This is a genomic window from uncultured Schumannella sp. (assembly GCF_905479755.1).
Lineage (GTDB): Bacteria > Actinomycetota > Actinomycetes > Actinomycetales > Microbacteriaceae > DCRR01.
In genome coordinates, this window is record NZ_CAJQNT010000003.1 from 137,940 (window position 1) to 151,872 (window position 13,933).

Genomic DNA, 13,933 nt, shown 5'->3' on the forward strand with positions numbered 1-13,933 from the left:
CGGGGTCACTTGGCGCTAACGCCGACTCGGCTCATCCAGCTCGAGTTTCGCCGCGGTCGCCGCGATCGAACTCGCCGCGGCCTTCGTGTCGGCCGACAGCTTCGCGCCGAGGCTCGGGATCATCGTCTGAAGGCCCGGGCGCCAGCCCTCGAACTTCTCCGGAAAGCAGCGCTCCAACAGCCCGAGCATGATCGGCACCGCCGTCGAGGCGCCGGGCGAGGCTCCGAGGAGGCCCGCGATCGACCCGTCGGCGGCCGCCACCACCTCGGTGCCGAGCTGGATCACCGGGGTGCCGTTCGCATCCCGCTTCATGATCTGCACGCGCTGACCCGCCGTGATCAGGCGCCAGTCGCCGCGCTTCGCCGTCGGGGCGAACTCTTGCAGCACGCGGTGCTTCGCGGCGCGCGAGGCGAGCAGCTCCCCCACCAGGTACTTCACGAGCCCCAGGTTGCGCAGCCCCGCGCCCACCATCGTGCCCAGGTTGTGCCAGCGGATCGAACCGAACAGATCCCACCAGGTGCCGGTCTTCAAAAACTTGGGGGTGAAGCCCGCGTACGGGCCGAACAGCAGGCTCTTGTTGCCGTCGACGACGCGCGTGTCGAGGTGCGGCACCGACATCGGCGGGGCGCCCACCGAGGCCTTGCCATAGACCTTGCCCTGGTGCTTCGCCACCACGCTCGGCTCGTCGGTGCGGAGGAACTGGCCGCTGATCGGGAAGCCGCCGTAACCCCGGATCTCGCGGATGCCCGAGCGCTGCAGCAGCGTCAAGGCACCACCACCGGCCCCCACGAACACGAACCGCGCGTTCAGCTCGAAAGACGTCAGGCCCACCTCGCGACGACCGCGGATGCGCCAAACGTCGCCCTTCTTCTTCAACCCCGTCACGCGGTAGTTGAGCCGCAGGTCGGCGCCGCGCGCAACCAGGTGGTCGATCAGGTCGTGGGTGAGCGCGCCGAAGTCGACGTCGGTGCCGGAGGTGATGCGGGTCGCGGCGACCGGTTGCGATTTGGCGCGGCCCGGAATCAGTAGCGGGGCCCACTCGCGAATCTTTCGCGCATCCTCGGTGTATTCCAGGCCCGCGAAGAGCGGGTGATCTTTCAGCGCCTCGAAGCGCTTGCGCAGGTAGGCGACGTTGTCCTCGCCCCAGACGAAACTCAGGTGCGGCACCGAGTTGATGAAACGCTGCGGCTCCGGGATCACGCCCTGCTCCACCAGGAAGCTCCAGAACTGGCGCGAGACCTGGAACTGCTCGTTGATGTCGATCGCCTTGCTGACATCGACCGTGCCGTCGGGGCGCTCCGGCGAATAGTTCAACTCGCACAGGGCCGCGTGTCCGGTGCCCGCGTTGTTCCACGCGTTCGAGCTCTCCAGCGCGACGTCGCCGAGGCCCTCCAGGATCGTGATCGACCAGTCGGGTTCGAGTTCCGAGATGAGGGCACCGAGCGTGGCGCTCATGATGCCGCCACCGATGAGGGCAACGTCAACGGGTTCAGGCACGACATCCATCCTAGAACGCAGGCGCAGGGCGCACCGTCGGTGGAGGCGTGAAGAACCGGGGATCTTCTGGGACGCTGCGCCTTAGGCGGGCTGGACCGCCATCAGCTTCGCCGCCGCCAACTCGGCCAGCTGCACCGCGTTCAGCGCGGCACCCTTGCGCAAGTTGTCGTTCGAGATGAAGAGCGCCAGGCCCCGCCCCTCGGGCGCCCCCTCGTCGGCGCGGATGCGGCCCACCAGGCTCGGGTCGGCGCCGGCCGCGTCGAGCGGGGTCGGCACATCCATCAGCTGAACGCCGGGGGCGCCAGACAGCAGCTCCCGCGCGCGCTCGGGGCTGAGCGGGCGGGCGAACTCCGCGTTGATCGACAGCGAGTGGCCGGTGAACACCGGAACACGCACGCAGGTGCCGCTGACCAGCAGCTCCGGCAGTTCGAGAATCTTGCGGCTCTCGTTGCGCAGCTTCTTCTCTTCGTCGGTCTCGTTGAGCCCATCGTCGACGATGCTGCCGGCGAGCGGCACCACGTTGAAGGCGATGTTCTTGGGGAACTTGTTCGGGGCCGGCAGCTCGACCGCGCCGCCGTCGTGCACCAGATTGATCGCGTCCTGCGCGACCGCGGCGCTCGCCTGCTCCAAGAGCTCCTCGCCGCCGGCCAGGCCCGCGCCACTGACGGCCTGGTACGTGCTGACGATCAGACGCGTCAGGCCCGCCTCCGCATCCAGCACCTTCATGACCGGCATCGCCGCCATGGTGGTGCAGTTCGGGTTCGCGATGATGCCCTTGACCGCCTCGTCCATGGCGTGCGGGTTCACCTCGCTCACCACCAGCGGAACCTCCGGGTCCATGCGCCAGGCCGACGAGTTGTCGATGACCAGCACACCCGCCGCGGCGAAGCGCGGGGCCTGTACGCGGCTCATCGTGGCGCCGGCGCTGAAGATCGCGACATCGAGGCCGCTCGGATCGGCGACCGAGGCATCCTCGACCGTGATCGGCTCACCGCGGAAATCAATCGTCGTGCCCGCGCTGCGGGCGCTCGCGAAGAAGCGGATGCTGGCGATCGGAAAATCGCGCTCGGCGAGAAGGCGACGCACGACGGCGCCGACCTGACCGGTGGCGCCGACAACGCCGAGATGGATGCCTGCGGAAGTGCTCATAACGGACGATTCTACGGGCGCGCGAGCGGAGGTGCCGCCGCGATCGCGCCAGCGGGGCGCGAGATTGCGCCGTGCTCGGCGCGCGTGGGGTTCGGCGCGCGTCGCTAGGAACGCGCGGCGAGGAAGCCGCGGATGAACTCGGCCGTGTCTTCCCAGCCCTCCACCGCGACGCACTCCACGCCCATCGCCTTCACCGGGTAGTCGTTGCCGTCCGGGTCGAGGCGGTCGCCGACGAACAGCATGTCGTCGAGCGGAATGCCGGTCAGCTCGGCGAGCTTGCGCATGCCGTAAGCCTTGTCGATGCCGCGGCGGGTGATGTCGACGCTCGTCGACCCGCCCGAGCGCACCTCCAGTTCGGGCAGCAGCTCCTGCACCGCCGAACGCAACGCGTTCTTCTTCTCGCCGCTCGGATCCCACGCCTTCTTGGCGTCCACCGGCGCGGCCTGGCCGAGAGCCGAGAAGGTGATCTGTGATCCGCGGTCCTCGAGGATGGGGCCCCAGGTCTCGCTCTCCCAGAAGCCGAGGCGCTTCGCCTCCTGCTCCACCGCGGCCAGGGCGGATGCCTTCTGCTCCTCGCTCAAATTCTCGGCGTACTGGGCGGCCCAGCCGCCGTCTTGGAACAGGAAGTACTGGGTGCCGCAGGTGGGCATCAGGTGCAGGCGGGCCAGGGCATCCGGGTGATCCAGCGGCAGGTTGTCGACCAGCTGCAGCTCGAACTGGGCGAAATTGCCGCCCGAGATGACACACACCTCGACGGCGCCGAGCAGCTCGACGATGAGGCTCGCCATGCGCGGGTCGAGCGGAGACTTGGAGGCCGCAAGGGTGTCGTCGAGGTCGAAGGCGACGAGGCGGGCGGTCGTGGCAGTGGCGTGGGTCACGGGATCAGATTCTTGCACGCTCTTGTTTAAAGTTCGTCTCAGTTCTGGACGAAACGCCGACCCTCGAAGGCGCGGCCAAGGGTCACCTCGTCGGCGTACTCCAGGTCGCCGCCGACCGGGAGGCCCGAGGCGAGACGCGAGACGCGCAGGCCCGGCTGGCTCTGCAGCAGGCGGCTCAGGTAGGTGGCGGTCGCCTCCCCCTCCAGGTTCGGGTCGGTCGCGATGATCACCTCGGTGACGGTGCCGTCGGCCAAACGCGACAGCAGCTGGGCGATGCGCAGATCGTCGGGGCCGATGCCGTCAATCGGGCTGATCGCGCCGCCGAGCACGTGGTACAGACCGCGGAACTCGCGGGTGCGCTCGATCGCCACCACATCCTTCGCCTCCTCGACCACACAGATCGAGGCGGGGCTGCGACGCGGGTCGCGGCAGACCGCGCAGGTGTCGTGCTCCGAGACGTTGCCGCAGATCGAGCAGAAACGGATCTTCTCGCGGATGTCGGTGAGGATCTCGGCCAGGCGTTGGGTGTCGAAGCTCTCGGTCTGCACGATGTGGAACGCGATGCGCTGCGCCGACTTTGGGCCGATGCCCGGCAGGCGGCCGAGCTCGTCGATCAGATCCTGAATGATGCCTTCGTACACGGCTAGCTCCCGGCCGGGTCGGCGGGGGCGTCGGCGGGGGCGCTGGCCGCGGGGGCGCTGGCTGGGGCGCTGGACGTGGGGGCGTCCATCGTAACCGGCGCGTCGGTGGGCGCGAGGGAGTGCTCGCCGATGAAGTTGGCACCCAGAAGCTCGCGCACGACGGCCTCGCCGTAGCGCTCGCGCGGGGCCGCGGAGTTGGCGGAAGGGTGGGCGCGCCTACCGGCGGGGTTTGCGGCGGGGTTTGCGGCCTGGGGTTGCTCGGGTTCGGGTTTCGATACGCCGCTGGCGCGGCTACTCAACCCGCTCGGTTTGGCGCTGGCGGGGCTGCTGGGCCCGCTGGAGTTCTCCGCGTCGGGTTTCGATACGCCGCTGTCGCGGCTACTCAACCCGCTGGGGTTGGCGGCTGGGGGCGTCGCGGCGCCGCCGGGGATCGAGACGACATTCCAGCCGTCGGCGTCGTCGGGGTGCGGTGGTTCGGCCTCCGGGTCGGGGGCGTCGTCGGGCTCGGGGGCCGGCTCCACCGCCGAAGTGTGACGCTTTTCCGGAGTTTTGGGCGCGGTGCGGGCGGCATCCCCCGGGTTGGCGGGCCCGCCCGGCGAAACCTCCGGAGAAACCTCACGCTGCGCGGGCGGCGCGGTGGCGGGCGGCGCTGTGGCGGGCGGCGCGGGCTCCGGGCTGGCGGCGTTCGCCTCGACGCGGGGCAGGAACTTCACGCGCACGCCGAGCACCTGCTCGATCGCGACGCGGAGGTGATCGCTGACGTTGTCGCCCGGCTTCTGCTTGGGGCGGAAGTCGTCGATGTCGTTGCCGCTGCGGAACGAGAGCGTCAGCACCTCGTCGGCGTACGCGCGCGGGGTGGCGCCGAAGACGACGAGCCACGAGTTGCGCTTCGCCTTCTTGACCGCCTCAAGGATCTCGGGCCAGGAATCCTTGATCTGCTGAATGGTGACCGGGCCAACGGGCGCCGCCTTCGCGGCCGGCTCGCCGGGTGCCGCCGGCGCGGCGGGTGCCACGGGCGCCGCGGGCTCGTCAGTGTGTCGTTTCTCCGGAGTTTTTGCTGCGGGAGGCTCCACCTCCGCCGGTTTCGCGGGCGGGGCCGCCGAAACCTCCGGAGAAACGTCACGCTTCGCGGACGCGGGGGCGGGCTGCGCGGCGGGGACGGGCTGCGCTGCGGGGGCCGGCGCGGCGCCCTCGATGCCGATGCGGCGCTCGAGGCGCTCCACGCGGGCGAGCGCGCCGCGCTCGGCGTCGTCCATCGCGGGCACCAGCAGGCGCGCGGCCAGCAGTTCCAGGTGCAGGCGCGGCGAGGTCGCGCCCGACATCTCGCCGAGTGCGGCGTTCACCAGGTCCGCGCTCCGCGACAGCTCGGCGGAGCCGAAGGAGCCCGCTTGCACGCGCATCCGCTCGACCTCGTCGGCGGGGATGCCGCGCAGCACCGCCCCGGCGCCCTCGCCGGTGGCGGCCACCACGATCAGGTCGCGCAGGCGCTCCAGCAGGTCGTCGACGAAACGGCGCGGATCCTGTCCGGTTTGGATGACGCGGTCGATGGCCGCGAACAGCGCCGGCGCGTCGCGGCCGCCGATCGCCTCCACGACCTCATCGAGCAGGGCGGCGTGCGTGTAGCCGAGCAGCGCGACCGCGCGCTCGTAGTCGACGCGGTCGCCCTCCGAGCCGGCGATCAACTGGTCGAGCAGCGACAGCGTGTCACGCACCGAACCCCCACCAGCGCGCACGACGAGCGGCAGCACGCCAGCCTCGACCTCGACGCCCTCGGTGCCACTCAACTGCTGCACGTAATCGAGCATCTGCGCGGGCGGCACCAGCCGGAACGGGTAATGATGGGTGCGGCTGCGGATCGTGCCGATCACCTTGTCGGGCTCCGTGGTGGCGAAGATGAACTTGACGTGCTCCGGCGGCTCTTCCACGATCTTCAGCAGCGCGTTGAAGCCCTGCGGCGTCACCATGTGCGCCTCATCGAGGATGAAGATCTTGAAGCGGTCGCGCGCGGGGGCGAAGGCGGCGCGTTCGCGCAGGTCGCGGGCGTCATCCACGCCGTTGTGCGAGGCGGCGTCGATCTCGACCACGTCGAGCGAGCCGGAGCCGTCGCGGCTGAGCTCGACGCACGAGGGGCACACGCCGCACGGGGTGTCGGTGGGGCCCTCGGCGCAGTTCAAACAGCGGGCCAGGATGCGGGCGCTGGTGGTCTTGCCGCATCCGCGTGGTCCGCTAAACAGGTAGGCGTGGTTGACGCGATCGGTGCGCAGCGCCGTGCGCAGCGGATCGGTCACCTGCGACTGGCCGATGAGCTCGGCGAAGGTCTCGGGCCGGTAGCGGCGATACAGGGCGGTAACCACTCGCCCAGCGTAGTCGGCACCACCGCGGACGGGTGGGGATGGGACCAGGTCCGACACCCAGAGGCCGGTGGGATAGTATGGCCGCGGCTCCCCGCGTGGCGCCAACCAGGCCAACTCCCCCAGGGCGGAAACGCAGCAAGGGTAACCGGGCTCTGGCGGGTGCGCGGGGGGTCCTGCCAGGAGGATTCGCCTAGTGGCCTATGGCGCACGCTTGGAAAGCGTGTTGGGTGAAAGCCCTCGGGGGTTCGAATCCCCCATCCTCCGCTGTTGAACACCACCACGACGAAAAAAGCTTCACATCATCTGTGCCGCTCGAAGGGGGGCGTGTGACGACCCACCGCGTCCGGATCTACCCGCGCCGCTCCCTCATGCTGACCGCCGTCGTGTCGCTCGTCGCCGGCATGGTGCCGATCTTCGGCGTTCTCTACTGGTTCGCGAGCGAACGCGACCAGATCGCGCCCGTCTTCGCGGTGCACGCGGTCGTCCTCGCGGCGGGGCTCGCGGTGCTGCTGCGTCAACTGTGGGTGCACGCGACCGTCACCGACACCGAGCTGACCGGCAACGGCATCTTCTCGCCGACGATCAGCGTCGACCTGGATGACATCGAAGAGGTGCTGCTCGTCGACACCCAGGTCGGCCAGTCCCCCGAGATTGTCACGCAGCTGATCGCGCGCAACCTCGACGGCCGGACGCTCTACCGACTGCGCGGCAACTTCTGGCACGCACACGATCTGGAGGCGCTCGTCGCGGCGCTCCCGGTGCCCGCGAAGCGCGTGACGGGCCCGCTCAGCATGAGCGAATTCTTCCGCGACTACCCGGGAAGCGTGTACTGGTTCGAGAATCGCCCCGCCATCAAGGTCGCGGCGGTGGTGATCGGACTCGTCGCCCTCGCGAGCGTGATCGTGCTGTTGACCACGGTGCTCGGTTTCAATATCCCGGGCATGTAGTTGCCGGGCGACGGGCTCAGCGCTTGCGCGACGACCCGAACAGCGTGTTGACGAGCACGCGCGCCACCCGGACGCCCGCGTTCACGGCCTGCTTGCGCCGACGCTCGTCGCGCGCCGCCTCCTCGCGCGCCCGCTTCGCCGCGGCACGTTCGGCCGTCTTCGCCCGCTTGTCGGCCGCACGCTGGGCATCCTTGATCCGCTTCTCGGCGGCCTTCTGCTCGGCCGCGAGCTGACGCTCGAGCGCCTCGGCCCGCGCCGTCACCTCCGCCGCCTGCTCGCGAGACTTCTCGGCCTGCGCGGCCTTCGTCGCGAGCTTCTCGCGCGCCGAGCTGGGGTCGATCGCCACCCCGTACTTCTCGGTCAGCGGCGAGGCGGCGACCGCGGCGGCGATCACCGCCGCATCCGTCGGGTTCATCGAGCCCTGCGGGGCCCGCAGGCGCGTCCAGGCGACCGGTGAGGGGGCGCCCTTCTCGTTCATCACCGTCACGATCGCCTCCCCGGTGGCAAGCGTCGTCAGCACCTCGTCGAGCTCGTACCCGGAGTTTGGATAGGTCGAGACGGTCGCCCGCAGCGCCTTCGCGTCGTCGGGGGTGTGGGCGCGCAGCTGGTGCTGCACGCGGCTGCCCAACTGGGCCAGCACATCCGAGGGCACGTCCTTCGGGGTCTGGGTGACGAAGAAGATGCCGACCCCCTTCGAGCGGATCAGCCGCACCACCTGGGTGACCTGGCTGAGGAAATCTTTGGAGGCATCCTTGAACAGCAGGTGCGCCTCGTCGAAGAAGAACACCAGCTTCGGCTGCGGGAGGTCGCCCACCTCGGGCAGCGTCGCGTAGAGCTCGCCGAGCAGCCACATCAAGAACGTGGAGAACAGGGCCGGCTTGTCGTGCACGCTTGGCACCTCGAGCAGGCTCACGATGCCGCGGCCGTCGGCCGACTGGCGCATGAACTCGGCGACGTCGATCTGCGGCTGGCCAAAGAACACGTCGGCGCCCTGGTCGGCGAAGTTGATCAACTCGCGCAGGATCACCCCCGCGGTCGCCTTCGACAGCCCGCCGAGCTCGGTCAGCTCGGCCTTGCCCTCGGCACTCATCAGGTGGCTGACCACCGCCCGCAAATCGGCGAGTTCGACGAGCGGCAGCTCGGCCTTCTTGGCGTAGTGGAAGACGAGGCCGAGGCTCGACTCCTGCGTGTTGTTCAGCCCGAGCACCTTGCTGAGCAGCAGCGGGCCGAAGCTCTCGATGCTGGCACGGATCGGCACCCCCGAACCGAGGCCGCCAAGCGAGAAGAACTCGGTCGGGCTGGCGGTCGGCGCCCACTCCTGCCCAATGCTCTCGGTGCGCTCCCGCAGCTTCTCGCTCGAGGTACCCTCGCTCGCGATGCCCGAGAGGTCGCCCTTGATGTCGGCGGCGAACACCGGCACCCCGGCGGCCGAGAGCTGTTCGGCGAGCACCTGCAGGGTCTTCGTCTTGCCGGTTCCCGTCGCGCCCGCGACCAGACCATGACGGTTGGTCATGGCGATCGGGATGCGCACCGGCACATCCGCGCGCGCCTCCCCGTTGACCAGGGCCCCCATCTCGAGCGCCGGCGCCTCGAAGGCGTACCCGGCGCGGATGGCCTCGACCGCGGCGTCGTCGAGCGGCCCGGCGTTCTTCGGAGCGTTCATGGCGGTCAGCCTAGCCGCGCACCCCGAAATCAGACGGGGGTGCGCTCCTCGAGGCCCCAGGCCTGGCCGTACCCGCCCTCGGCCTCGGGCTTCGCCATCAGCTCCAGGAACGGCGCCGCGGGGAAGGCCTCCGGGCCGAGCACGCCGACGCCCGACCAGACCCCGCGGGCGAGCAGTTCGAGCGCGATCACCGGGTTCAACGCGGTCTGCCAGACGACGCACTGCGCCTCGTACTCGGCCATCGTCCACTCGTTGTCGCTCACGTGGTACAGGTACACGGCGCGCGGGGCGCCGTCCTTGCCGGTACCGGTGACGAAGACGCCCGCGCAGGTCTTGCCGGTCATCCGCGGGCCGATGCTCGCCGGGTCGGGAAGAGCGGCCGCCACCACGTCGCGCGGGGCGACGCTGACCGGGCCGTCGGCGCTTCGCACCGTCAGCGGTGTCGTCGAATCGAGCCCCAGCAGGTGCAGCGTCTTCAGCACGCCGATGAACTCGTCGCCGAGCCCGTACTTGAAGGTCACGCGCTTGGCGTCGAGCCAGCGCGGCATCAGCAGCACCTCCTCGTGCTCGACGTTGACGCACTCCACCGGACCGATGCCCTCCGGGAACTCGAACACCTCCGGCTCGCTGAACGGCGCCGTCGTGAACCAGCCGGCGTCCTTCTCCCACACCACCGGCGGGTTCAGGCATTCCTCGATCGTCGTCCAGATCGAGAAGCTCGGGGCGAAGATCTCGTTGCCCGCCTCGTCGCGCACCACCAGGTTGGCGCCGTCGCGCGTGCCCAACTCGTCGATCTCGCTGAACAGTTCGTCGCTCGCGTAGCGCGCGAACACGTCGCTGAGGCCCGGCTCGACGCCCATGCCGACCAGGGCCAGCTGCCCGGCCTTCTCCCAGTCGGGCGACTGCGCGAACTGGTCGTCACCGAGCTTCACGTGCGTCTGCGAATACGGCTCCTCCGGATGCGGCTCCGACAGGCTCATCGCCATGTCCAGATAGCCGGCCCCGGCGGCCAGCGCCCCGGCAAAAATCGTCGGCACGAACTTCGGCTCCACCGCGTTCATCACGTGCGTCACCCCGTGTTCACCGGCGAGCGCCGCGACCGAGTCGGGGTCGGAGGCGTCGACGTGCGCCGCGACGAACCGTGCGGCCACCTCGGCGCCGTGCTTGTTCGCGATCCACGCGATCGTGCGCTCGGCGCGGCTCTGGTCGTAGTCGCTGACGACGAGCAGTTCGAAAAAGTCACGTCGTGCGGCGATCTTGGCGATCGCGTCGCCGACACCGCCCGCACCGACCAGCAGGATCCTCATGGTCTGACGCTAGCGCCCCGGATGCGGTGCGGGAAGAGCGCCCAGACGAACACCGCGACCCCGGCGCCGACCACCGCACCCGCGAGAGTGTCGCTCAGCCAGTGCACGCCGAGGTAGGTGCGTGCGAACGCCATCGCCACCACCCAGATCGTGCCCGCGATCGCCACGCTCCAGCGCCGCACCAGCAGCGTCAGCAGCACCGCCATCGTGGCCGCATTCGCCACATGCCCCGAAGGGAATGATGCCGACTCGAGCTGGATCAGCGACTCCAGTGGGCGGTCGCGGTCGGCGAGGAACTTCACCGCCTGCACCACGAGCGCGCTCGCCGCCGACGCCACCACAAAAATCAGCGCCGCCATCGGGCGGCGCCTGACCAGAAAGGCGACCGCGATCGCCAACGGGATCACCAGCACCCCCGCCCAGCCCCCGCCGAGGAAGTCGAGCAGGCGCGCCGGCAGCTCGAACCACGGGCCCGGGTTCTGCCGCAGCTCATCGACCCACGCCAGGTCGAAGCCGAACGGGCCCTCCACCACCCGCAGCGCGAAGAGGCCGCCGACCGCCACGATCGTCAGAACGGCGGACGCGCTCGCGACCAGGGTCGCGCCGCGCCGCGAGAGGCGTCGGCGGCGGGGGGTGGGCATCCGCCTAGGTTCCCGCGATCGAAGGCACGGTGCGCGGGCGCACGACCACCCAGAGCACGATGATGGCGACCGCGAGCGTGGCCATCTGCACCGCCGCCATCGGCAGCGCCGAACCGATGCCGAGCCACCCGACGATCGGCGAGATGAGCCCGGCCAGGCCGAAGTTCACCGCGCCGAGCAGCGACGCGGCCGTGCCCGCCTCCTTGCCGTGATGGGCGAGCGCCGTCACCTGGATCGCCGGGAACGTCGCCCCCGCCAGCGAGATCAGCACGAACAGCGGGATGAGCACCGTCCAGATACCGCCGCCGGCGATCGAGAACACGACGATCGACGCGGCCGCGAGGAACATCCCAGTGAGCGTCACCGCGATCACCCACTGCGGACCCACGCGCCGCATCACGCGCGACGAGAGCTGCGAACAGATCACCAAGCCGAGCGAATTGGCCCCAAACACCAAGCCGTACTGCTGCGCGTCCAGCCCGTAGACATCCTGAAACAGGAACGACGACGCCGCCAAGTAGGCGAACAGCGAGGAGAAATTCATCGCCCCGACGATCGCGATGCCGACGAACACCCGGTCGTGGAACAGCGCGCGGTAGCGGTCGCGCGCCGTGCTGTGGCCGACGTCGCGGCGACGGGCCGGCGGCAAAGTTTCGATGATCAGGAACCAGGCGAGCACCAGCACCGCGATGCCGTAGGCCATCAGCACCCAGAAGATGCCGCGCCAGTCCATGATCTGCAGCAACTGCGAGCCGATGACCGGCGCCACGATGGGGGCGAGGCCCGTCACCAGGGCCAGGCGGGCGAGCATCCGAACCAGCGGATGCCCGCCGAACAGGTCGCGCACCATCGCCATCGCCACGACCCCGCCGCCGGCCGCACCGATGCCCTGCAGCACACGGAACAGCCCGATCAGCCCGAGGTCCGGGGCGAGAGCCACGCCGAGGCTCGCCGCGATGTGCAGCGCCGTCGCGACCAGCAGCGGCGTGCGCCGACCCACCTTGTCGCTCCACGGCCCGATCAGCAGCTGGCCGAGACCGAAGCCGATCGTCGTCGCCGTCAGCGTCAACTGAATCGCCGCGTCGGTCGCGTCGAACACCGTCGCGATCGCCGGGAACGCCGGCAGGTAGAGGTCGATCGTGAACGGGCCGAGCGCCACCAGCGCGCCCAGCACCAGCACGTAGACGAGCCGCTGGCCCTTGGTGAGCGAGTCGCCGGGGTGAAGGACGATCGGCTTAGTCGGCGGGTGCGCCTCGACGCGGATCTCAGAACTCACGAAGCGACGCTAGTCGATGTCGGGTGTGCGGCGCCCGCGAATGACCTCCGTGAACCAGCGCGCCGAGTCCTTCACGATCCGCTCCTGCGTCTCGTAGTTCACCCGCACGATGCCGAAGCGCTTCGAGTAGCCGTAGCCCCACTCGAAGTTGTCCAGCAGCGACCAGACGAAGTACCCGCGCAGGTCCACGCCGCGCGCGATCGCGCGGTGCGCCGCCGTGAAATGGCGGTTCAGGTAGTCGATGCGGTCGGCATCCGGAACCCGGGTTCCGTGCTCGGACTCGACCACCCGGTCCGGGAACGCGGCGCCGTTCTCGGTGATCATGAGCGGCTGGTTCGGGAACTCCTCGTGCAGGTGCACGAGCAGCTCCTCCAGACCGTCGGGGGCGATGTTCCAGCCCATGTCGGTGTACGGGCCCGGCTGCGTCAAGAACTCGACGTCGCGGCTGCCCGGCCAGGGCGAACCGCCCATGTCCTTGTGGCCGTCGGCATTCGCGCGGGGGCTCACGCCGTCCCACATCTTCACCGTCACGGTCGAGTAGTAGTTGACGCCGAGGATGTCGATCGGCTGGTGGATCTGCGCCAGGTCACCGTCGCGCACGAAAGCCCACTCGGTGACCTCGGCGGTGTCGGCCAGCAGGTCGTCGTCGTAGCGACCGTGCAGCAGCGGGCTCGTGAAGGCGCGGTTGGCGAGCGCGTCGATGCGGCGAATCGCCTCCGGGCTGGTCTCGTGATCGCCGCGGATGACGTGGAAGTTGAGGGTGATCGACAGTTCCGGGTCGTTCGTCGCCGCGCGCCGGATCTCCGGCACCGCGAGCCCGTGCGCCAGGTTCAGGTGGTGCACGGCGGCGAGCGCGGCGGCCCCCTCGGTGCGACCCGGCGCGTGGGCGCCCGAGCCGTAGCCGAGGTAGGCCGAGCACCACGGCTCGTTGAACGTCGTCCAGGTGTGCACGCGGTCGCCGAGGGCCTCCACCGTGCGCGCGGCGTACTCCTCGAAGCGGTACGCGGTGTCGCGATTCGGCCAGCCGCCCGCATCCTCCAGCGCCTGCGGCAGATCCCAGTGGTAGAGCGTCGCCACCGGCTTGATGCCGCGGGCGAGCAGGCCGTCGACGAGCCGCGAATAGAACTCGAGGCCCTTCCGGTTCACGGCGCCGGAGCCGGTCGGTTGGATGCGCGGCCAGGCGATCGAGAAGCGGTAGGCCTCCAGGCCCAGCTCCTTCATCAGATCCAGGTCGGATTCCCACCGGTGATAGTGGTCGTCGGCCACGTCGCCGGTGTCGCCGTTCCAGGTCTTGCCGGGGGTGTGGCTGAAGGTGTCCCAGATGCTCGGGCCGCGGCCGTCCTCGTGGGCGGCGCCCTCGATCTGGTAGCTCGCGGTCGCCGAGCCGAACACGAAGTCGGGGGCGAACTCGAGCCCGCCGTCGCGGTAGTCGGGGGAACCGGCGGTCGCCATGATGTCACGGCCTTTCCTGCAGTGGTGGTGGTGCTCCGGGCGGCCGCGCCCGCGAGTCGTGCCTCCCATCCTTGCGCATGGGCGCTCGGGGCGGGGCTCGCGCCGCATCCGACCTACCGCGTGACCCG

Annotated in this window: 11 protein-coding genes, 1 tRNA gene and 1 other RNA gene; 3 read left to right on the plus strand and 10 right to left on the minus strand. The window is 69.9% G+C overall.

What is annotated here, in order from left to right:
* Positions 1-15: 15 nt before the first annotated feature.
* The 5 genes from QZ258_RS00820 to QZ258_RS00840 form a co-directional block, all read right to left on the minus strand.
* A complete protein-coding gene (locus QZ258_RS00820; RefSeq protein WP_294178144.1) occupies positions 16-1,506 on the minus strand; it encodes a malate:quinone oxidoreductase in 1,491 nt (496 codons plus the stop codon).
* Between the two features lie 72 nt (positions 1,507-1,578).
* On the minus strand, positions 1,579-2,646 hold the full coding sequence (locus QZ258_RS00825; protein WP_294178145.1) for an aspartate-semialdehyde dehydrogenase: 1,068 nt from the start codon (positions 2,644-2,646) through the stop codon (positions 1,579-1,581).
* A gap of 104 nt (positions 2,647-2,750) precedes the next feature.
* Entirely contained in the window at positions 2,751-3,524 is a 774-nt protein-coding gene (locus tag QZ258_RS00830) for an HAD-IIB family hydrolase (protein ID WP_294178146.1), read from the minus strand.
* 38 nt (positions 3,525-3,562) lie between these two features.
* The gene (gene recR / locus QZ258_RS00835) at positions 3,563-4,165 is read right to left on the minus strand and encodes a recombination mediator RecR (RefSeq protein WP_294178147.1); all 603 of its coding nucleotides are present in this window, start codon (positions 4,163-4,165) and stop codon (positions 3,563-3,565) included.
* 2 nt (positions 4,166-4,167) lie between these two features.
* On the minus strand, positions 4,168-6,519 hold the full coding sequence (locus QZ258_RS00840; protein ID WP_294178148.1) for a DNA polymerase III subunit gamma and tau: 2,352 nt from the start codon (positions 6,517-6,519) through the stop codon (positions 4,168-4,170).
* Positions 6,520-6,601: 82 nt separating this feature from the next.
* Between QZ258_RS00840 and ffs the strand changes: the two genes are divergently transcribed.
* The 3 genes from ffs (at position 6,602) to QZ258_RS00855 (ending at position 7,466) form a co-directional block, all read left to right on the plus strand.
* An RNA gene (gene ffs / locus QZ258_RS00845) (signal recognition particle sRNA small type) lies at positions 6,602-6,698 on the plus strand.
* Positions 6,699-6,783, plus strand: a tRNA-Ser gene (locus tag QZ258_RS00850).
* Positions 6,784-6,845: 62 nt separating this feature from the next.
* The gene (locus tag QZ258_RS00855; protein WP_294178150.1) at positions 6,846-7,466 is read left to right on the plus strand and encodes a hypothetical protein; all 621 of its coding nucleotides are present in this window, start codon (positions 6,846-6,848) and stop codon (positions 7,464-7,466) included.
* A 16-nt stretch (positions 7,467-7,482) separates the two neighbouring features.
* Here the strand turns inward: QZ258_RS00855 and QZ258_RS00860 are convergent, their stop codons facing one another.
* From QZ258_RS00860 to QZ258_RS00880, 5 genes are read right to left on the minus strand one after another with little or no spacing between them, the layout of a single operon-like run.
* Positions 7,483-9,129, minus strand: a complete 1,647-nt coding sequence (locus QZ258_RS00860) for a helicase HerA-like domain-containing protein (RefSeq protein ID WP_294178152.1) — start codon at positions 9,127-9,129, stop codon at positions 7,483-7,485.
* Positions 9,130-9,158: 29 nt separating this feature from the next.
* Positions 9,159-10,436 carry a saccharopine dehydrogenase family protein gene (locus QZ258_RS00865; RefSeq protein ID WP_294178154.1) on the minus strand — a complete coding sequence of 426 codons (1,278 nt, stop codon included), beginning with the start codon at positions 10,434-10,436 and terminating at the stop codon, positions 9,159-9,161.
* Positions 10,433-11,077, minus strand: a complete 645-nt coding sequence (locus QZ258_RS00870; protein ID WP_294178155.1) for a phosphatase PAP2 family protein — start codon at positions 11,075-11,077, stop codon at positions 10,433-10,435. The genes QZ258_RS00865 and QZ258_RS00870 overlap by 4 nt, the downstream gene beginning before the upstream one ends.
* 4 nt (positions 11,078-11,081) lie before the next feature.
* Positions 11,082-12,353: a multidrug effflux MFS transporter gene (locus tag QZ258_RS00875; protein WP_294178156.1), complete on the minus strand. Its 1,272-nt coding sequence runs from the start codon at positions 12,351-12,353 to the stop codon at positions 11,082-11,084.
* 9 nt (positions 12,354-12,362) lie between these two features.
* The gene (locus tag QZ258_RS00880; RefSeq protein ID WP_294178158.1) at positions 12,363-13,805 is read right to left on the minus strand and encodes a GH1 family beta-glucosidase; all 1,443 of its coding nucleotides are present in this window, start codon (positions 13,803-13,805) and stop codon (positions 12,363-12,365) included.
* Between the last annotated feature and the right edge of the window lie 128 nt (positions 13,806-13,933).

What these genes read in the sequence shown, in the direction of transcription:
- QZ258_RS00820 (WP_294178144.1), bottom strand. Translation starts at nt 1,506, where the DNA reads ATGGATGTCGTGCCTGAACCCGTTGACGTTGCCCTCATCGGTGGCGGC.
- QZ258_RS00825 (WP_294178145.1), bottom strand. Translation starts at nt 2,646, where the DNA reads ATGAGCACTTCCGCAGGCATCCATCTCGGCGTTGTCGGCGCCACCGGT.
- QZ258_RS00860 (WP_294178152.1), bottom strand. Translation starts at nt 9,129, where the DNA reads ATGAACGCTCCGAAGAACGCCGGGCCGCTCGACGACGCCGCGGTCGAG.
- QZ258_RS00865 (WP_294178154.1), bottom strand. Translation starts at nt 10,436, where the DNA reads ATGAGGATCCTGCTGGTCGGTGCGGGCGGTGTCGGCGACGCGATCGCC.
- QZ258_RS00870 (WP_294178155.1), bottom strand. Translation starts at nt 11,077, where the DNA reads ATGCCCACCCCCCGCCGCCGACGCCTCTCGCGGCGCGGCGCGACCCTG.
- QZ258_RS00880 (WP_294178158.1), bottom strand. Translation starts at nt 13,805, where the DNA reads ATGGCGACCGCCGGTTCCCCCGACTACCGCGACGGCGGGCTCGAGTTC.